The following is a 17,747-nucleotide window of genomic DNA, read 5'->3' as shown; positions in this document are numbered from 1 at the left end:
GCCCGGGACCCGCCACTATGTTCCAGCCGCCTGCCCGGCGGCCCGCATCACCGCATTTCGCCGCCGCCCTGGGGGCCCGTAGCTCAGTTGGTAGAGCACCTGACTTTTAATCAGGTTGTCGTAGGTTCGATCCCTACCGGGCTCACCAGATGCTTACGTGAGCAGCCATTGAGCATTTGGTCTCGGGGAAAACGCGAATTTTTTTGTGAATTTTATCACAGGCATCAAGAATTGTAAGTGATACTGTGAGGGCTTTCTGTGAACGATACGGAAAGACTCTTGATTTGACTAGAACGTTTACACCCAAAGTCTATAGAGAAAAAACGCATGTCGTCACAATAGTCTGCTGCAAATGGAAAAGCCAGAACTAGCACTATCTCTCTCAGGTGGCGGCCATAGAGCCACACTCTTCGCAGCCGGTGCTATGCTTGCACTAGTCGATCGTGGTTTAAACACGCGAGTTTGCCAAATTGCCTCGGTGTCTGGTGGTTCCATAACAAACGCTTTCGTAGCGCAGCGTTGTGACTACAGTAGGATGGAAGCAGGTGAACCGGGCAAGCCGGGGCAGTTTGATGAAATTGTGAAAAGTCTTGTGGGTCGTGTTGTGAGTCGTGGCATTATAGAAACCTGGATGCTGGTTTTGATCGCCGTCCTCCCATGCCTTCTTGTGGGTGCTGTCCTATTTGTGTTTAATGCCCATTGGGCTTGGTGGGTGCTACTCCCTCTCCTCTTGATTGTCCCATCTTGGTTGACTTTAGGAAAATTAGTCGAATTTCTTCTTGACCATCTGTACTTTCAAGATACGACCGTTACGCGTTCTAAGGTGAAGTGGCCGTGTATGAAGTCAATTGGTGCAAGAGAACTGGAGCATGTCTTTTGCACAACCGATCTGGTGCACGGGCAGCCCCTCTATGTATCGACACACAATGGAGGTTTGATCTGGCGTCGAACAAATGCCCATTCCCGTGCTGGTCGTCTGATGGTGGACCACCAGGATTGGAATGCTGAAGAACTACGGATAGCGGAGGCCGTCAGGGCTTCAGCTTCTTTTCCAGGTATTCCTCCAAAGCGCTTGTCTTTTGGTCGTGGTTCAAGGCTCACGCGCATAACAAAACGGTACACCTTTGGCGGTCGTGTGCGCCCAGAAGAAGATGATCCGCCTGCCTTACGGGCACAAAGTGTTGCTTTCCTTAGTGACGGAGGTTTGTGGAACAACTTGGGTACGCACGTTGTGCGCGAGGACCATTTTGTTAATTTCGGTTCTACAAAAGAACCTGATATATTGTGCATAAACGCAAGCGCAACGTTGCGTGCCTCTTCGTCAATTCCCTACCATATTCCAATTGTTGGGACTGTTTGGTCACTTCTGAAGTCTGCTCAGATTTTGAACATAAATACAGTACACCCGCGTGTTCAAAGCATGCGTGATGCTCAATACAGAAGAAAAGTCTATCTCAAAGCTCCGGGTGCTTTTGACCATTTGGATTTGATTGCAGACCTAGCGCCGGTATCAGTCAGCTTGTGTGACCGTGAACACTTAATCCTTCATCGGGATAAGATAACCCATATAGGTTCAACGATTGGATTTGTTGATCACGAAAGCTTTGACCAGCTTAAGAACCACGTGAACAAATCGGTTGGGGGTAATAACTGGGACGAAACACCAACGACTCTCGGGCGAATTGGAGCTGAAGTTGCTCTGCAGATTCTTGTCCGAGGATATTTCAATACTTTCATAGAATCTTTATTTTTGAAACCTTTCTCAAATTTGGATGACGTAGAGTATCTTTATTCGGCAGAAGATAGGATTCGGGGCATGGTGCCTGGTTTGGAGTCTAGTTAGAAAATTCAATCTGACGTTAGAATAAACTATCGTTGAATTTATTGGTAAAACAGTGTCAAGACAGTTAGATAAACGACTTTGGAGGTCATTGCCATAAACATCAGGACCTGCGAATAGTTTGAAAAGTGAAGATCATAGTGCAAGTTTCCCCAATCTAGTTTCCCACGTTCAGGTTTTGCCGGCCGACAAGCATCATTGTACGGTTTTGAGGGAGCTGTCGTAATTCTAGTCCTAGAAGTGCTAGACCTCAGTATCTCTGCGAGTTAGTCGCGGTGAAGTTTCGGAAACTCCCCAATCCAGTGCCCCGACCGCGATCAAGGGGATGCCCGAACCACACGAAATAGCCGTTCCCGATACATTGGAGTTCCGCCGCTGAACGGTCTGGTCGTTCGCCTGGTGCCGGTCATAGGCAATCCCACGGTTCGCATAGCCGAATATCGCTGGTTATGGTTCAGGACCTATCTCGGTATGAGCGGTGAGACGGTTAACCTGGGTTTGCTGGTTTAACGGTTGACCGGTTTCAGCGCCTACGCTGCCGAAGGCAGCCCGAGCAATGCGCGCGCCTCGCTGACGGTCGCCGGGCGGCGGTCGAAGCGGGCGCAGCGCTCGGCGGCCAGCTTCACCAAGGCGGCGTTCGACGGCGCCAGAGTTTCCCGGTCGAGACGGATGTTGTCTTCCAGCCCCGTACGCACGTGCCCGCCCAGTTCCGCCGACCATTCGACCAGGGTGATCTGATCCTTGCCGATCCCGGCCCCCGTCCAGGTCGCGTCCGGCGCCAGGCGTTTCAGCGTCTCGACGTAGAACTCAAGGGTCGGGCGGTCGACCGGCACGGCGTTCTTCACGCCCATGACGAACTGAACGTGCAAGGGCCCCTTGATCTTGCCTGCCTTCTCCAGCTTCACGGCGTTGAAGATCATGGAGAGGTCGAAGGCCTCGACCTCAGGCTTGACGCCGTGTTCCAGCATCTGGGCGGCCAGGCTGTCGATCAGGTCGGGGCTGTTGTCGTAGACCCGGGTCGGGAAGTTGCACGACCCGGTCGCGAGCGACGCCATGTCGGGCTTCAGCGAGATCATGCCGCCGCGCTCGGCGCCGACGCCGGACCGCCCGCCGGTCGAGAACTGAACGATCATGCCGGGGCAGTGCGCGTGCAGCCCCTCCAGGAGGCGGGCGAACTTCTCGGGATCCGACGTGGTCGAGCCGTCGTCGTTGCGGACGTGGCAGTGCGCCAGCGTCGCCCCGGTCTCGAAGGCCTCGTGGGTCGATTCGACCTGTTCCGAGACCGTGATCGGTACGGCCGGGTTGTTCTCCTTCTTCGGAACCGAGCCGGTGATGGCGACGGTGATCACGATGGGCGTGGTCATGCCGGATCCTCGTTCAAAGTTCTTCTGCCAGTGAAAGACCGATTATAGCGTCCGCCGGACGACTCCCCAAACCCGCGCTCAGCCGCTATCAAGGCAGGCTTGTTCCAACGCCATAACAGCCTCGATTCCTTGAGCCAGCACACGGGAGTTCCGCCGCCGAACCGCCTGGTCGATCGCCTGGGCCGGGTGCCGGTGGTCGGCAATCCGGCCTTTCGCATCGCCGACTATCGCCGGCTCTGGTTTGGGGCCGCCCTGAACCACCTCGGCATGAGCGGCGAGACGGTGATCCTGGGCCTGCTGGTCTACCGCCTGACCGAGTCCAGCGCCTGGGTCGGCATCAGCCTGGCGCTCTACTACCTGCCGCTCTTCGTATTCGGCCTGCTGTCCGGCGCCATCGCCGACTGGATGGACCGGCGGGCCCTGCTGCGCCGGGTGGAGCTGGCGATCGCGGGCAACCTCCTGGTTTTCGCGGTGCTCCTGGCCTCGGGGCTGGGGCACTTGTGGCTGGTGCTCGGGTTCACGCTGCTCGCCGGCAGCCTGCGCGCTCTGCACCAGCCGCTCCGGGCCAGCTACGCCTACGACATCGTCGGCGGCGCGCGCGTCGTGGCGGGCCTGGGGCTCTTGAGCCTGGGCGGGCGCTGCGGGCAGCTGGCGGGCGCCCTCCTGTCCGGCTGGGTGGTCGCGCAGGCCGGCGCGGCCGTCGCCGTTCTGGCCCTGGTCGTCACCCATGGACTGGCTTACGGCCTGTTCCGGCGCCTGGAGTCGGAGGGCCAGGCGGCCTCGACCCGGCGGGAACCCCTGCTCGCCACGATGCAAGCCTATCTCAAGGAGCTGCGGGGCAATCACGCGCTCACCACCCTGGTCCTGGTGACCGGGGCGGTCGAGGTCTTCGGCTTCTCCTTTACCACCGCCCTGCCGGAGCTGGCGACGGACCGCTTCGGCTGGGGCGCGGAGGGCCTCGGCCTCCTGCACGCCGCACGGGCCGCCGGCGGGATCGTCGCCAGCCTGGTCCTCTCGGCCTTCGGCGGCCGCGTCAGCCGGCGCGGCCTGGCCTATCTGGGCGTGATCTTCGCCTTCGGGTCCGCGCTCCTGCTGCTCGCCGCCGCCGGCCAGTTCCTGCTCGCCCTGGCGGCCATCCTGCTGGTCGCGGTCATGGCCGCGGCCTCGGACGTGCTGACCCAGTCCATGGTCCAGCTCAGCGTCGAGAACCACCTGCGGGGCCGCGCCATGGGCGCCTGGACCCTGGCGATCGGCTCGGCCCCCCTCGGCCACCTGGAGATGGGCGCGCTGGCCGTCGCCCTGGGCGTCGAAGGCGCCCTGGCCGCCAACGGCACGGCGCTCCTCGTTGTCGGGCTGTTCGCCGCCCTGGCCGCGCCGGGTCTGCGGCGGCTATAGATTTATGCTGGTGGCTGTCCAGAAAGCTGCGCGAAGCTGTTTATCGAGGAAGCAATGCCGAAAGCATGCGATCCCGCGTCGTGAGACCGTCAAACGACCCATCTTCGTTCAGGACCGCGACGTGATGACGGGAACCAACAGTCTGCCACACGGGGTCTCGCAAAACGTCTCGCAGTTTTGTGCTCGCCTCGAAATGGACGACAGCGGCTGGCCCGAAGAGAGAGCCGATTTGATCAAGTACCTGGCCCTTCGAGTGCTTCGAGTTGTTCAGAGCTTCCGTAAACTCCTCCAGCTCGCCGTCGGAGAGACCATCGAGGTCATCGATCTCGGTGAGTGCCATGAACCGACTCGCCGCATCCAGAACAACAACAAAGCGTAGCTGCTTTCCGAGAACACCCCCTAATTGCTGCAAATAGTCACGGATCATATCGCTCTCATACTGGTTGTCCTGCGCCATGCCGGCCGCCGCATAGAACCTCAATGCAAATTCGTCCGTTGTCGGGCCCATGCCTCGTAGAATGTCGAGTGCTTTTCGCAGATCTTCGTAGTTGCTTTTGTTGATTTGCAGATGTTCAGGCAGGGGAAGGCTGACCTGCTGCACAATCATCTCTGAATTCTGCGCGACGGATTGGGATAGAACGGCGGCGATCGCATTCAGCTTCGGCTGAATGGCCGAAATCAGGACCTTGTGATCACCTGACCGGAGGTTGGCGGCTACGACTTCGCCCATCGTCGCCTTCATGCCCTGACTCTTCAAAATCAGCTCGACTTGGCCCGAAACGACGCTCTCCACCCTGGTTGCAAGAGCCTTTTCGATCGGCTCCTGGACCGCAGTGCCAAGTTGGGCCGTGACGACTTCCTTTGCCTGGGTCTCGACCGAATGCGCGACGATGGCGTTGAGCTTCTCCCTCATGGCGCCATGGCTCGCAACGGCATTTTCCACATGGTCGCGCAGCGCATCCTGTGCCAAGCCTGTCAGGTTCAGGTTGTCGAGTTGCTGGGGAATCCATACGAGAAGCGCAAGCACAAAAGCGGCGGCGCTGGTACCGCCGACGGGCAGGCCACCCCAGCGAAGGAGTCCGCTTCGAACGGCGCTTTCGCAACGCTTTCGAATGAGCATAGTTGTGCTGGTGTTCAGCGGCTTTCGAATTGCGTCTGTGGAAGCAGGGGAGACCATGACGAAATCCCTTCAGTTCGAGACCGCTTTCTCGATCTCACGGAACAGAACTTCGCGGAACTCGGACGACTTCAGCTGAATGGATGTCGCGTTCGTGACTTGCTTCGTTCCATCGGGACTTGAGAAGTAGGTTGCGACGGCGCTCTTGAGATCCCTTTTTCCCTGAGCGTCTTGGAAGAAATTGGCAAGAGCTTCGTTCAGCTTCTTATCATCAAGTGCAAATTCGACTTTGTTCTTGATGAGGTCTTCGATATTGATTCTGCTGACCGCTGAATTGGCGACGTCTTCGACCGTTTGCTTCAAGCTCTTCTCGCCTCTGACCAACTCAATAACCTGTTCGCGGATCACCCGCCCGCCGCCTTCCTCGTCTCCCAGATAATCGGCGACCTGGGCTCGAAAACGCTGATTGACCTGCGGATCCTCCCTGACCAGCGATGTGACCTGCTGCGGCACATACCACAGACCTCCGAGCAGGATCACGACGACACCGGCCGCCAGCAAAGGAAGGAGAACTGTCTTTTGGAGTGTGCGTTTGACGTCGGCTTCGATCTCATTGCGTAGCGCCTCGAGGGTCGCCTCGTTCACATAGAGTTCGTCAGCCACGACGGGTGTGTCTTCTCTTGCCATAGCGATTCCAGCCTGCGGTGTTCCGAATCGAGATTTCCCAGAATGAATTTTTCCAGAATTTTGGTTGAACCTTGTTGATCTGTATCAATCAGGGATAACTCTCTTCCTGTTTCGCAGTTCGCTGGCGGTTGGCTGTCTTCCCCTGCTCCAACCTGTCCGGGCTGAACGCCGGCAACAGAGTGAACCTGGACAGGCCCCTGACGCCTGCTGGTTGTCGGTCTGATCGCCGCCCTGGCCGCGCCGGGTCTGCGGCGGCTGTAAAGGCCGACTCTGGCCTTTGCGTCCAAAGTAGTGACGGTAATTGCCGCGAGAAATCTCCGCGAATAATACATGTTAAAGGCGAATATAAGAAAAATTGACTAGAAAAAGTATCTCCGTCTTAACCTCATAATATTATCGTCCTACTGTGCGATCAGGCGTGTTCCACAAAGAGAAACGGCGGCGTCTAAGGTAACCTCATGATCTCCGAAACCCGTCAAATCGTCTTCTCCAACGACGAGCTTATCCGCGCCATCAAGGACTTCGACCGCAACCACAAGAACGCCCTGCCGCCGGGTAAGATCGTGGAGTGCACCCTGAAGGACGCGCCCTTGTCCGCCAGGCTGCTCATCGACACCGTCTGGCTCGACAAGGGAAAGAGCGCGATCCTCAACGAGAGCTCCCTTGCCGCCGTTCTCATCTATGCCTGCGCGGTCCGGCGCATTCCTCTGCCGCGCCGCGCCAAGAAGTCATTGCGTGCCATCGGCAACGATCTCGCGTTGGATCTCACGCTCGAAGCGCTCGACGAAGACTACTACGTTGAAGTCGACGAGCCGATAAGCGACGTTTGCGCCGCAGTCTGATCCCAGTCTTTAAAGTCTCTCTATATCAATAGGGTGAGGCAGGTCCGCCGGATCTCGAGGCCGGCCCGGGCGTTTCCAGGCGACCCGGATCTGTTCTAGACTTTCACCCGAGGGATAGTGGGGCGAGGCGCGTGCGGGTCTCATCGAAATTCCTGATCGGGGCAGCGATCGGTTCGGGGAACACCGGGCTGGCGGCGGAGCGGGGCGGGGCGGATTTCCTGCTGGCGATCAACGCCGGGCGCCTGCGCACCATGGGGGCGCCCTCGATCGCCTGCATGCTGCCGATCCTGGATGCCGGCGCGCTGACCGAGCGCTTCGCGCGCGAGGAGCTGCTGACCCAGTGCCGGATCCCGGTGCTGCTGGGCGTCAACGCCTGGGAAGAGGCCTGCGACCCGGCGGCCAAGGCCGAGGCGGTCCGCGCGGCCGGCTTCGCGGGCGCGGTCAACTTCCCGAGCTGCATGCACTACAGCCGCCCCCTGCAGCAGATCCTGGGCCGGGCCGGGCGCGGGATCGAGACCGAGGTCGCGCTGCTGCGCGCGGTGCAGGACGCCGGCCTGACCGCCATGTTCTACTGCGGCACCCGCACCCAGGCGCGCCTCGCGGCCGACGCCGGTATCGACATGGTGCTGCTGAACCTGGGCTGGAACGTCGGCGGCGCGCTCGGCCACCGGAGGCGCGAGACGCTCGAGGAGGTGGCGACCCGGGCGCGGGACGTCGGCCGCCTGATCAAGCGCATCAACCCCAAGACCCTGTTCTTCCTCGAGGGCGGGCCGATCTCGACCGCCGAGGACCTGGGCCGGGTCGCCGGCCTGGCGCCGATCGACGGCTATGTCGGCGGCTCCACCTTCGAGCGCATGCCCCTGGAGGCCTCGGTGGCCGACCAGATCGACCGCTTTCGCCGGGCGAGCCGGCGCGGCGCCTCGCTGGACGCCGAGAGCGCGCGCCTGGTCGGCTGGTCCCGGCGCTACGGCTTCGCGGGCCGGGCGCCGGCGCAACTCGACTTCCTGCGCCGCCTCAAGGCCGTCGCCTCGACCGTGGAGCCCGTGCTGGTGCTGGCCGAGAAGGGCCTGGAGACCGGTCCGACCCTGCGGGCGCTGCTCGGCGAGCCGGGCCCGGAGCGATCGGGCGCGATCCGGGAGATCGACCTGGCCGGCGAGGACTTTCCGGCGCGCGCCCGCAGCCTGCTGTTCGGGCCGCGCGACGGGGCCGCCAGGACGAGCCCCGCGCTGGCCGACCCGACCGCCGGCCTCCTGGTGCTGCGCGCGCCGGAACGCCTGCCGGCCGTGACCCAGCGGCGGCTCGCCCGGGCGCTGAGGGAGCGCAGGTTCCAGGCTTCGGGAAGCCGCAGGGTCTTGAGCCTCGGCCCGCGCGTGGTGCTGATCAGCAGGGCGGCCGTGACCAATGGGACCTCGGCCGAGGACCTGGCGGCGGCCGGCCTGGAGCCCTCGCTCGCCGCGGTCCTAGCCGGCTGGACGCTCCGCCCGCCGCCGCTGCGCGAGCGCATCGAAGACCTGATGACCGTCCTGGCGGTGCAGGCCGGGGAGAGCTTCGATCCGGACTTCTCCCTCGCCGCGACCAAGGCGCTGCAGGCGCACCTCTGGCCGGGCAACGAGGCCGAGCTGCGCTCGGTCCTCGGCGCGCTCGCCGGCCGCGCCGACCCGGAGCCGGTCCGGCCCGACGAACTGAGGCCGCTGCTGCAGCAGAGCCCGGTCCGGGAAACCCGCAGCCGGAGCGAGAAGGACCGGATCGTCGACGCCCTCTGGCGTCACGGCTTCAACCGGACACGCACGGCGGCCGCGCTCGGCATGTCCCGCAAGACGCTCTACAACAAGATCCAGCGCTTCGGCCTGTCGGGTTAGCCGTCTCCAAGGTCCAAACCGGATACATCGTCGACGGATTGGACCGGATAGATCGCTAGATCTTGGGGGTCTAGGCCGTGCCGGTGGCTTGGAATTCAACCAACCTTCTCACCACAGAGACACAGAGAGCACAGAGAACCAAAAAGGGAATTGGTTGCGCGCGAAGCGCGCCAAAAAGAGCTTTCTGTTTTTCCTCTGCGTTTTCTGTGTCTCTGTGGCGAATTTTTTCTGTTTTGGCCGCGCGAGGGAGTGCCAAAAGTCGATCAATCAACCCCGGACCGGGCGGCAGAGGATGCCGTCCAGGGGCTCGGGCCAGAGGCTCTCGTGGCCGGCCTCGCGCTCGTCCGCCAGGCCTAGGAGCAGTCCCTGCCAGCCGGCGGCGCGCGCGGCCTCGGCCACGCCCTGGGCCGCCGTGCCGCGTTGCCGCAGCGAGGGAAAGCCGGCGGCGAACTCGGCGACGCGGGGAAGCACCAGGAGAACATCCGGCCCGGAGGCCAGCGCGGCCGCCGCGCCCGGGCCGTCGGCGACCACGGCGGCGGTGCGGAAACCCTGGCCGCTGAGCTCGGCCAGGCAGGCCAGCTCGCGGCCCCGGTCCAGGCCGACATCGGCGAGCTGCTGCACGAAGTCGTCGTCCTGCTGCTCGATGCTCGGCAGGTTGGCGATCCAGGCGACCCCCGCGTCGGCCAGACGGGCGCCGTCCATGGCCAGGTTCAGGAGGGGACCGGCCAGGAACAGCCCGAGCATCGTGTCCCGGCAGAGCGCCGGGTCGTTCAGCACCGCTTCGATCAGGTTGGCCGGACCGGGGTTGGTCGGCAGCAGCAGGGCGACTTCGTCCGGCATGCTCTCGTGGCGAAAAGCCGGCGCGATGGTGACCAGCGTCGAGGGCAGGGGGCGGGCCCGATCCGCGGCCCGGGCGCGCGGGACGATCGGCCAACTGAGCAGCTGCTGATTCGAGGCCATGGGATGCCGGCCGCCCCTTGTTTCTCAAATTCTCTAAACATTTTACCCAAATTTACTCAATTCGTAACGCTAAGCCGGTTGCGCGCGGAATCCAGTCGGGACAGGCTTGAGATCCACTACCGGCCGTCATAGGCGACACGGGCGACTTCTGCGGAAAGACAGGGGCGCGACAGGGAGGTCAGGGAGATGACGCAAGGACCGGCATTGCCGGTGGCTGTCCGCCGTGCCGTCCCCGCGGGGCAGGCATGAGGCAGTTCATCGAGCGCCACACCTTCTGGGCGATCGTGATCCTGCTCGCCGGGACGGTCTTTCTCTGGATGATCTTCGCGGTCTGGCCCGACTGGCTGGTCGCGGCGATCGGGCGCAAGAAGACCTTCGTCAACACGCTCTTGAACGGCGTTACCCTGGCCGGGCTCTACTTCCTGGTGGCGAGCGGTTTCACCCTCGTCTTCGGGCTTATGCGCAACGTCAACCTGGCCCACGGTTCGCTCTACCTCTTGGGCGGCTACCTGGGCTACGAGGTCGCCGAGGCGAGCGGCAACTGGTTCCTCGGCCTGGCGGTCGCCTTCCTTGCGATCGGCGCCAGCGGCGTCCTGATGCAGGTCCTAATCTTCCGTCGCATGGAGGGCGACGACCTGCGCCAGACCCTGGTGACCATCGCCATCTCGATCATCGCCGCCGACCTCATGCTGGCGGTCTGGACCGGGACGACCTACCAGTTTGCGCCGCCCGAATGGCTGTTCGGCGCCGCCACCCTGCCGGTCGTCTCGGTGATCAAGTCGTCGGGCGATCCGGTGTTCATCAAGTACCCGATCTACCGGCTCGCCGTGCTCGGCGTCGCGGTCGCGGTCGGCATCGGGCTCTGGCTGTTCCTCAACCGGACCAAGATCGGCATGATGATCCGCGCCGGTGTCGACGACCGCCAGATGCTGGCGGCCAGCGGGGTCAACGTCCAGCTGCTCTTCGCCCTGGTCTTCGCGATCGGCGCCGGGCTGGCTGGCTTCGCCGGCGTGGTCGGCGGCACGGCGCTCTCGATCGCCCCGGGCGAGGACATCCGCTACCTGCTGGCTTCGCTGATCGTCGTGATCGTCGGCGGGCTCGGTTCGGTCACCGGCGCGGCGATCGGCGCGCTCTTGATCGGCCTCGCCGAGCAGTTCGGGCTCGCCTACTTCCCGACCTACGGCGTCGTGCTGACCTTCCTGATCATGGTCGTGGTGCTCGCGGTCCGCCCGCAGGGCATCATGGGGACGAGCTGATGGACGCGCGGCGGCTCTTCTCCGGGTCCGTGTCCTGGACCGACCTGCCGCCGGCCGCCGTGGCCGCCGTGGTCTTCCTTCTGGTCTATCCGACCTTCGCCACCGACTTCTTTATTTTCCAGATCGGCGCCTACGCGCTGATCCTCGGCACCATCTCGCTGTCACTCATGATGCTGGCCGGCTACGGCGGCATGCTCAGCCTGGCCCAGCTCACCGTGGCCGGCTTGGCCGGCTACCTGATGGCGATCCTGGGCGACAACAGCGTCGAGGTCATGGGCCTCGGCTGGCCCTGGTGGCTGACCGTGCCGGTCGCGATCCTGGCCGCCGCGCTGTTCAGCGCCTTCGTCGGCGCCATCTCGGTGCGCACCGAGGGCATCTACACCATCATGATCACCCTGGCGATCGCCGTCGCCTTCTTCTACTTCGTGCGCCAGAACTACGTCATCTTCAACGGCTTCACCGGCTTCGCCGGGGTCGAGCCGCCGACCCTGCTGGGCGTCTACTGGCGCGACCCCGTGCCGTTCTACTACCTGACCCTGGCGGTCGCCGGCGCTTGCTTCTGGGCCGTCGCCTACGGCGCCCGCTCGACCTTCGGCCTGGCGCTCCAGGCGATCCGCGACAACCCCAGGCGCATGCGGGCGATCGGCTACGACGTCACCCTGCACCGCATCGTCGCCTACTTCCTCGCCGGGTTGATCGCCGGCACGGCGGGCGTGCTGATGGTCTGGTTCAACGGCCGCATATCGCCCGGCTCGGTCGGCGTCGACGTCGTGATCGACATCCTGGTGATCGCCGTGGTCGGCGGGATGCGCCACCCGATCGGCCCCTTCCTGGGCGCGATCATCTTCGTTCTGCTGCAGAACTTCGCGATCGACCTGATCGACCGCGAACGCTTCAACACGGTCATCGGGCTCGCCTTTCTCTTGGTGGTGCTGTTCTCGCCCGACGGCCTTCTTGGGCTCTGGAGCCGGTTCCGCGCCAAGCTGGCGCTCCGCCGCGAGCCCCGCTTTCGTGTCGGTGACCAAGCAACGGGGGAGCGGCATTCCGCCGGAACCCTCGAACAAACCTGAAGCAAGGAGGAAAGAATGCTGGGAATGAGGAAAGCTTTGCTGGCCGCGGCCGCGCTGTCGCTGGCGAGCCCCGCGCTCGCGGATGACACCATCAAGATGGGCGCCCTGGCCACGCTGGAGGGCGCCTTCGCGGTGCTCGGCGAGGACAGCATGCGCGGCGTCAAGATGGCGCTGGAGGAGTTCAATAACGAGGCCGGCGGCAAGAAGATCGAGCTGATCACCGGCTCGTCCGACGCCTCGCCGGACAGCGCGATCCGCGCGACCCGCAAGCTGGTCGAGCAGGACGGCGTCCAGGTCATGGTCGGTCCGCTGTCCGGCTCCGAGGGCCTGGCGGTCAAGGACTACGCCAAGACCCAGCCCAACGTGACCTTCCTGAACGGTTCCTCGGCGGCCCAGGACACCACGCTGCGCAACCCGGCGGACAACTTCTTCCGCTTCAGCACCGAGGGCGCCCAGTGGATGGCCGGTCTCGGCGAGTACGTCTACAAGGAGAAGGGCTACCGCAAGGTCGCGGTCCTGGCCGAGGACTACTCCTTCCCCTACACCCAGGTCTTCGGCTTCCTCGAGCCCTTCTGCCGGCTCGGCGGCGAGGCGCCGGTCGACGCCCGCTTCTGGGTCCCGATCGGCAACAAGGACTACTCCTCGGTGATCGCGGCCCTGCCCGATGACGTGGACGCCATCTTCGTCGCCCTCGGCGGCGCCGACGCGGTCAACTTCCTGACCCAGTACGAGCAGGCCGGTGGCGAGCTGCCCCTGGTCGGCGGCTCGATCACGGTCGACCAGAGCGTGCTCGGCTCCAAGGGCCGGACCCGCAGCTTCGTGGTCGGCACGCCTTCCGCCGGTCCGATCTCGGACACCTGGGACAACGCCGCCTGGAACGACTTCGTCGCAGCCTACAAGAAGCAGTTCCCCGACGGCTTCCCGTCGCCCTCGCTCTTCGCCCACGCCTACTACATCAACACCAAGGCGGCACTGCTGGCCCTGAACGAGGTGGACGGCGATCTCTCCGACGGCGGCAAGGCCTACCGCGCAGCGCTCTCGAGCCTGTCCTTCGACACGCCGACCGGCAAGGTCAGCCTCGACGAGCGGCGCCAGGCGATCGCCGACATCTTCCTGACCGAGGTCACCGAGGGTCCGGACGGGAACCTGCTCAACAAGACCATCAAGGTGATCCCCCAGGTCACGCAGACCCTCGGCGTGCCTTACGAGGAGTTCCTCGAGTACGGCCAGGTCAGCCGCACGAACCCGACCTGCCAGTAGCATGGTAGCGATGCCCAGAACCGATGCGCTTTCGCGTCTTCAAGGCGCCGGCCGTTACGCGCTGGAACTTGAAGCGGTCAGCCGCCATTTCGGCGCGCTGGTCGCCCTGGCGGACATCAACCTGACCGTCGAGGCGGGGGAGCGGCGCGCGGTTCTGGGATCGAACGGCGCGGGCAAGACCACGCTGTTCAACGCGATCACCGGCGACTTTCCGCCGACCACCGGTCGCGTGCGTCTGTTCGGCGAGGACGTGACGGATCTGCCGGTCCACGAGCGGATCCGTCGCGGCCTGCGCCGCACCTATCAGATCTCGCTGCTGTTCAACGGGCTCAGCGTGATCGAGAACATCTATCTCGCCTGCCGCGGGGTCAGCCGCCGGCGCTTCGCGCTCAGGCGGCCGTCGCGCGACGACAGCGCCATGGCCCTGGCCGAGACCCTGCTCGAGGCGGTCCATCTCCACGAGGTGCGCGACGACCAGGTCGCGACGCTCAGCCACGGGCAGCAGCGCCAGCTGGAGATCGCGCTCGCCCTGGCCGGGGCGCCGCGGCTGATCCTGTTCGACGAGCCGGCGGCCGGCCTCTCGCCGACCGAGCGGACCGAGCTGGTCGAGATCCTGCAGTCCCTGCCGGAGCACATCGGCTACATCATCATCGAGCACGACATGGACGTCGCGCTCCGGGTCGCCGAGCGGGTGACCATGATGCACAACGGGCGGGTCCTGAAGGAAGGCACGCCCCAGGAGATCGAGACCGATCCCGAGGTGCAGGAAATCTACCTGGGGCAGGGCCATGCCTGAGCGCCGGCCCGCCCACGCGACCGCGCTGCAGGTGCGCGACCTGCACGTCTACTACGGCCGCTCCCATGCGCTTCAGGGGGTCAACCTGACCCTGGAGCAGGGCGTGCACGCGGTGGTCGGGCGCAACGGCATGGGCAAGACGACGCTGTGCAACGCCATCACCGGTCTGCTCCGGCCGGACCGCGGCAGCATCCGCTTTTACGGCGAGGAAATCGCCGGGCTGGCGCCGCACCGCATCGCCGCCAAGGGCATCAGCTACACGCCCCAGGGCCGCCGGCTCTGGCCCTCGCTCACGGTCGAGGAGCACCTCGTGCTGGGGGAGACCCGCGGCGGCTCCTGGACCATGGAGCGGATCTACGAGACCTTTCCCCGGCTCTACGAGCGCCGGCGCAGCGGCGCCGGCCAGCTCTCCGGCGGCGAGCAGCAGATGCTCGCCATCTCGCGGGCGCTGTTGCCGGATCCCCGCCTCCTCATCCTCGACGAGCCGACCGAAGGCCTGGCGCCGGTCGTGGTCGAGCAGGTCGAGGCGCTGCTCGCGGCGCTGGCCGAGGAGCGCGAAGTCTCGATCCTGCTGATCGAGCAGAACATCGCGGTGGCGACCTCGATCTCCGAGGACGTCGCGATCATGGTCAACGGCCGGGTCAGCCGGGTCATGCCGGCGCGGCAGCTCGCCGGGGACCGCACCCTGCAGGAGCGGCTGCTCGGCGTCGGCCGTCACTCCCACGAGGACCTCGACCTGCCGGACGTCGAGCCCGAACTCGAGCCCGCGCCGGCGCCGCAGGCGGCCGAGGCCGAGAGCGCCGCGCAGCCCGAGGCCGCGGCGCCGCCGGCGGCCGAGCCGGCCGCCTCGACCCTGGTCTACGTGCCGCCGACGCGCTGGTCGAGCGCCGCCTGGCGGGAAGGCAAGGGCACAGAGGAGCAGCCCCGGCGCCTGGCGCATGAAGCGCCCGCCCGGCCCTTCGACGTCAAGCCCGAGCCGATCTTCAAGGAGCCGGTGACTCCATTGGAAAGCCTGCGCGGCGACGAGGTCTATGTCGCCGGCACCTTCGACACCAAAGGCGAGGAGCTTCGCTTCCTGCGCGACCGGCTGTTGGCGCGAGGCCTCAAGGTGAAGTGCATCGATCTCTCCACCTCGGGCAAGCCCTCGTCGGCGGAGGTGCCGCCGCACATGGTCGCCGCCTACCATCGCGGCGGGGCGGGCGTGGTCTTCAGCGGCGACCGGGGCGCCTCGGTGCGCGCCATGGCCGAAGCCTTCGAGGCCTGGATCCAGCGGCAGCGCGGGATCGGCGGCATCATCTCGGCGGGCGGCTCGGGCGGCACGGCGCTTGCGACCCCGGCGATGCGCCGCCTGCCGGTCGGCATCCCCAAGGTCATGATCTCGACCGTCGCCTCGGGCGACGTGGGGCAGTACGTCGGGCCGACGGATATCATGATGATGTACTCCGTGACCGACGTGCAGGGCCTCAACCGGATCTCCCGGCGCGTGCTGTCGAACGGCGCCAACGCGCTCGCCGGCATGGTGCTGGACGGGGCCGCCGAGACCGCCGCGGTCGCGAAGCCCGGCCTCGGTCTGACCATGTTCGGCGTGACCACGACCGCCGTCCAGCAGATCACGGCCCTGCTGGACGAGCGCTACGACTGCCTGGTGTTCCACGCCACCGGCACCGGCGGACGCTCGATGGAGAAGCTGGCGGACAGCGGCCTGCTGACCGCCGCGGTCGACCTGACAACCACCGAGGTCTGCGACATGATGATGGGCGGGGTCTTCCCCGCCGACGAGGACCGCTTCGGCGCCTTCATCCGCACCCGCATTCCCTACGTCGGCTCGGTCGGCGCGCTCGACATGGTGAACTTCGGCGCGCCGGACACAGTGCCCGAGCGCTACCGTGGGCGCCGCTTCGTCGAGCACAACCCGCAGGTCACGCTGATGCGCACGACAGCGGAAGAGAACCGGCGCATGGGGGACTGGATCGCCGGCCGGCTGAACGAGATGACCGGGCCGGTGCGTTTCCTGATCCCGGAAGGCGGCGTCTCCGCGCTCGACGCGCCGGGCCAGGCTTTTCACGACCCGGAGGCGGACCGGGCCCTGTTCGACGCGATCGCCCAGCGGTTCCAGGAGACCGCCAATCGCCGGCTGATCGTGACGCCGCACCAGATCAATGACCCGGCCTTCGCCACCGCGGTGGTCGAGGCGCTGGACGAGATCAACCCGACCCAGAGGATCCCACGGCATGCCGCGTTTTGAGCGACGAGTTCTGGTCGAGAAGTTCCAGGAAATGAAGCGCCGGCGCGAGCCGATCATCGGCGGCGGCGCGGGCACCGGCCTCTCGGCCAAGTGCGAGGAGGCGGGCGGCATCGACCTGATCGTGATCTACAACTCGGGGCGGTACCGCATGGCCGGGCGCGGCTCGCTGTCCGGCCTGATGGCCTACGGCAACGCCAACGAGATCGTCATGGAGATGGCGAGCGAGGTGCTGCCGGTGACCAGGACGGTGCCGGTGCTGGCCGGCGTCAACGGCACCGATCCCTTCTGTCTGTTCGACCACTACCTCGACCGGGTCGGGGCGGTCGGCTTCTCGGGCGTGCAGAACTTCCCCACGGTCGGGCTGATCGACGGCACCTTCCGCGCCAACCTGGAAGAGACCGGCATGTCCTACGGGCTGGAGGTCGACATGATCCGCCTCGCCCACGAGAAGGACCTCCTGACCACGCCCTACGTGTTCAACGCCGAGGACGCGGCCGCCATGGCCGGCGCCGGCGCCGACATCATCGTGTGCCACCTTGGACTGACCACCGGCGGGTCGATCGGCGCGGAGACGTCGCTGTCCCTCGAGGACTGCCCGGCCCTGGTCGACGACTGGGCGCTGGCCGCCGTGCGGGTCAACCCGGACATCATCGTGCTGGTGCACGGCGGTCCGGTGGCCATGCCCGAAGACGCCCAGTACGTGCTCGGCAAAACCGAGATCTGCCACGGGTTCTACGGCGCCTCCTCGATGGAGCGCCTGCCCACGGAACGTGCGCTGACCGAACAGACCAAGGCCTTCAAGGCCTTGCGGCTGTGATGACGGGAGGATGAAGTCATGACGAGCAGCCTGATCGGGTCGATCTTTCTCTGGCTCATTGTCGCGATCGTCGTCGTTGTGGTGGTCGTTTACCTGCTGAACTGGCTCTACCACCGCTCGACCAAGGAGGTCGCCTTCGTGCGTACCGGCTTCGGCGGCGAGACCGTGGTGATCAACGGCGGGGCGCTTGTCCTGCCCATCGTGCACGAGGTGACCCCGGTCAACCTCAACGTGGTGCG

At 64.7% G+C, this 17,747-nt stretch carries 15 protein-coding genes and 1 tRNA gene; 12 read left to right on the top strand and 4 right to left on the bottom strand.

Annotated elements, in window-relative coordinates:
• Positions 1–72 precede the first annotated feature (72 nt).
• Both QNJ67_20070 and QNJ67_20065 read left to right on the top strand, forming a co-directional pair.
• Positions 73–148, top strand: a tRNA-Lys gene (locus QNJ67_20070).
• A 204-nt stretch (positions 149–352) separates the two neighbouring features.
• Positions 353–1,843 carry a hypothetical protein gene (locus QNJ67_20065; protein ID MDJ0611281.1) on the top strand — a complete coding sequence of 497 codons (1,491 nt, stop codon included), beginning with the start codon at positions 353–355 and terminating at the stop codon, positions 1,841–1,843.
• A gap of 527 nt (positions 1,844–2,370) precedes the next feature.
• Here QNJ67_20065 and QNJ67_20060 read toward each other — a convergent pair.
• On the bottom strand, positions 2,371–3,204 hold the full coding sequence (locus QNJ67_20060; GenBank protein ID MDJ0611280.1) for a 3-keto-5-aminohexanoate cleavage protein: 834 nt from the start codon (positions 3,202–3,204) through the stop codon (positions 2,371–2,373).
• A gap of 99 nt (positions 3,205–3,303) precedes the next feature.
• Between QNJ67_20060 and QNJ67_20055 the strand changes: the two genes are divergently transcribed.
• A complete protein-coding gene (locus QNJ67_20055) occupies positions 3,304–4,599 on the top strand; it encodes an MFS transporter (protein ID MDJ0611279.1) in 1,296 nt (431 codons plus the stop codon).
• A gap of 40 nt (positions 4,600–4,639) precedes the next feature.
• Here QNJ67_20055 and QNJ67_20050 read toward each other — a convergent pair whose 3' ends face one another.
• Positions 4,640–5,776, bottom strand: coding sequence for a hypothetical protein (locus tag QNJ67_20050; GenBank protein ID MDJ0611278.1), 1,137 nt, complete (start codon positions 5,774–5,776; stop codon positions 4,640–4,642).
• Between the two features lie 12 nt (positions 5,777–5,788).
• Positions 5,789–6,379 carry a hypothetical protein gene (locus QNJ67_20045; GenBank protein MDJ0611277.1) on the bottom strand — a complete coding sequence of 197 codons (591 nt, stop codon included), beginning with the start codon at positions 6,377–6,379 and terminating at the stop codon, positions 5,789–5,791.
• 482 nt (positions 6,380–6,861) lie between these two features.
• Between QNJ67_20045 and QNJ67_20040 the strand changes: the two genes are divergently transcribed.
• Both QNJ67_20040 and QNJ67_20035 read left to right on the top strand, forming a co-directional pair.
• Entirely contained in the window at positions 6,862–7,245 is a 384-nt protein-coding gene (locus QNJ67_20040; GenBank protein MDJ0611276.1) for a hypothetical protein, read from the top strand.
• Between the two features lie 131 nt (positions 7,246–7,376).
• Positions 7,377–9,104 (top strand): phosphoenolpyruvate hydrolase family protein, encoded by a 1,728-nt coding sequence (locus QNJ67_20035; GenBank protein ID MDJ0611275.1) that lies wholly within the window; start codon positions 7,377–7,379, stop codon positions 9,102–9,104.
• A gap of 267 nt (positions 9,105–9,371) precedes the next feature.
• Here the strand turns inward: QNJ67_20035 and QNJ67_20030 are convergent, their stop codons facing one another.
• Positions 9,372–10,064 (bottom strand): hypothetical protein, encoded by a 693-nt coding sequence (locus tag QNJ67_20030; protein MDJ0611274.1) that lies wholly within the window; start codon positions 10,062–10,064, stop codon positions 9,372–9,374.
• Positions 10,065–10,309: 245 nt separating this feature from the next.
• On the opposite strand from QNJ67_20030, the gene QNJ67_20025 reads away from it, so the two are divergent.
• The 7 genes from QNJ67_20025 to QNJ67_19995 form a co-directional block, all read left to right on the top strand.
• Positions 10,310–11,320, top strand: coding sequence for a branched-chain amino acid ABC transporter permease (locus QNJ67_20025; protein ID MDJ0611273.1), 1,011 nt, complete (start codon positions 10,310–10,312; stop codon positions 11,318–11,320).
• Positions 11,320–12,390: a branched-chain amino acid ABC transporter permease gene (locus QNJ67_20020; protein MDJ0611272.1), complete on the top strand. Its 1,071-nt coding sequence runs from the start codon at positions 11,320–11,322 to the stop codon at positions 12,388–12,390. The genes QNJ67_20025 and QNJ67_20020 overlap by 1 nt, the downstream gene beginning before the upstream one ends.
• Positions 12,391–12,414: 24 nt before the next feature.
• A complete protein-coding gene (locus QNJ67_20015) occupies positions 12,415–13,650 on the top strand; it encodes an ABC transporter substrate-binding protein (protein ID MDJ0611271.1) in 1,236 nt (411 codons plus the stop codon).
• A 10-nt stretch (positions 13,651–13,660) separates the two neighbouring features.
• On the top strand, positions 13,661–14,446 hold the full coding sequence (locus QNJ67_20010; protein ID MDJ0611270.1) for an ABC transporter ATP-binding protein: 786 nt from the start codon (positions 13,661–13,663) through the stop codon (positions 14,444–14,446).
• Positions 14,439–16,691 (top strand): ABC transporter permease, encoded by a 2,253-nt coding sequence (locus QNJ67_20005; protein MDJ0611269.1) that lies wholly within the window; start codon positions 14,439–14,441, stop codon positions 16,689–16,691. The genes QNJ67_20010 and QNJ67_20005 overlap by 8 nt, the downstream gene beginning before the upstream one ends.
• Positions 16,678–17,508, top strand: coding sequence for a phosphoenolpyruvate hydrolase family protein (locus QNJ67_20000; protein MDJ0611268.1), 831 nt, complete (start codon positions 16,678–16,680; stop codon positions 17,506–17,508). The genes QNJ67_20005 and QNJ67_20000 overlap by 14 nt, the downstream gene beginning before the upstream one ends.
• 18 nt (positions 17,509–17,526) lie before the next feature.
• A partial coding sequence (locus QNJ67_19995) for a hypothetical protein (GenBank protein ID MDJ0611267.1) occupies positions 17,527–17,747 on the top strand: 221 nt, incomplete at its 3' end.

Source organism: Kiloniellales bacterium, from assembly GCA_030064845.1.
Classification (GTDB): Bacteria; Pseudomonadota; Alphaproteobacteria; order Kiloniellales; family JAKSDN01; genus JASJEC01.
The sequence above is the reverse complement of the archived record's forward strand: the minus strand, read 5'-3'. Positions and strand labels throughout refer to the sequence as shown.

Coding starts and splice junctions, on each gene's coding strand:
- QNJ67_20065 (MDJ0611281.1), top strand. CDS start 353: ATGGAAAAGCCAGAACTAGCACTATCTCTCTCAGGTGGCGGCCATAGA.
- QNJ67_20060 (MDJ0611280.1), bottom strand. CDS start 3,204: ATGACCACGCCCATCGTGATCACCGTCGCCATCACCGGCTCGGTTCCG.
- QNJ67_20050 (MDJ0611278.1), bottom strand. CDS start 5,776: ATGGTCTCCCCTGCTTCCACAGACGCAATTCGAAAGCCGCTGAACACC.
- QNJ67_20040 (MDJ0611276.1), top strand. CDS start 6,862: ATGATCTCCGAAACCCGTCAAATCGTCTTCTCCAACGACGAGCTTATC.
- QNJ67_20030 (MDJ0611274.1), bottom strand. CDS start 10,064: ATGGCCTCGAATCAGCAGCTGCTCAGTTGGCCGATCGTCCCGCGCGCC.
- QNJ67_20025 (MDJ0611273.1), top strand. CDS start 10,310: ATGAGGCAGTTCATCGAGCGCCACACCTTCTGGGCGATCGTGATCCTG.
- QNJ67_20020 (MDJ0611272.1), top strand. CDS start 11,320: ATGGACGCGCGGCGGCTCTTCTCCGGGTCCGTGTCCTGGACCGACCTG.
- QNJ67_20015 (MDJ0611271.1), top strand. CDS start 12,415: ATGAGGAAAGCTTTGCTGGCCGCGGCCGCGCTGTCGCTGGCGAGCCCC.
- QNJ67_20010 (MDJ0611270.1), top strand. CDS start 13,661: ATGCCCAGAACCGATGCGCTTTCGCGTCTTCAAGGCGCCGGCCGTTAC.
- QNJ67_20005 (MDJ0611269.1), top strand. CDS start 14,439: ATGCCTGAGCGCCGGCCCGCCCACGCGACCGCGCTGCAGGTGCGCGAC.
- QNJ67_20000 (MDJ0611268.1), top strand. CDS start 16,678: ATGCCGCGTTTTGAGCGACGAGTTCTGGTCGAGAAGTTCCAGGAAATG.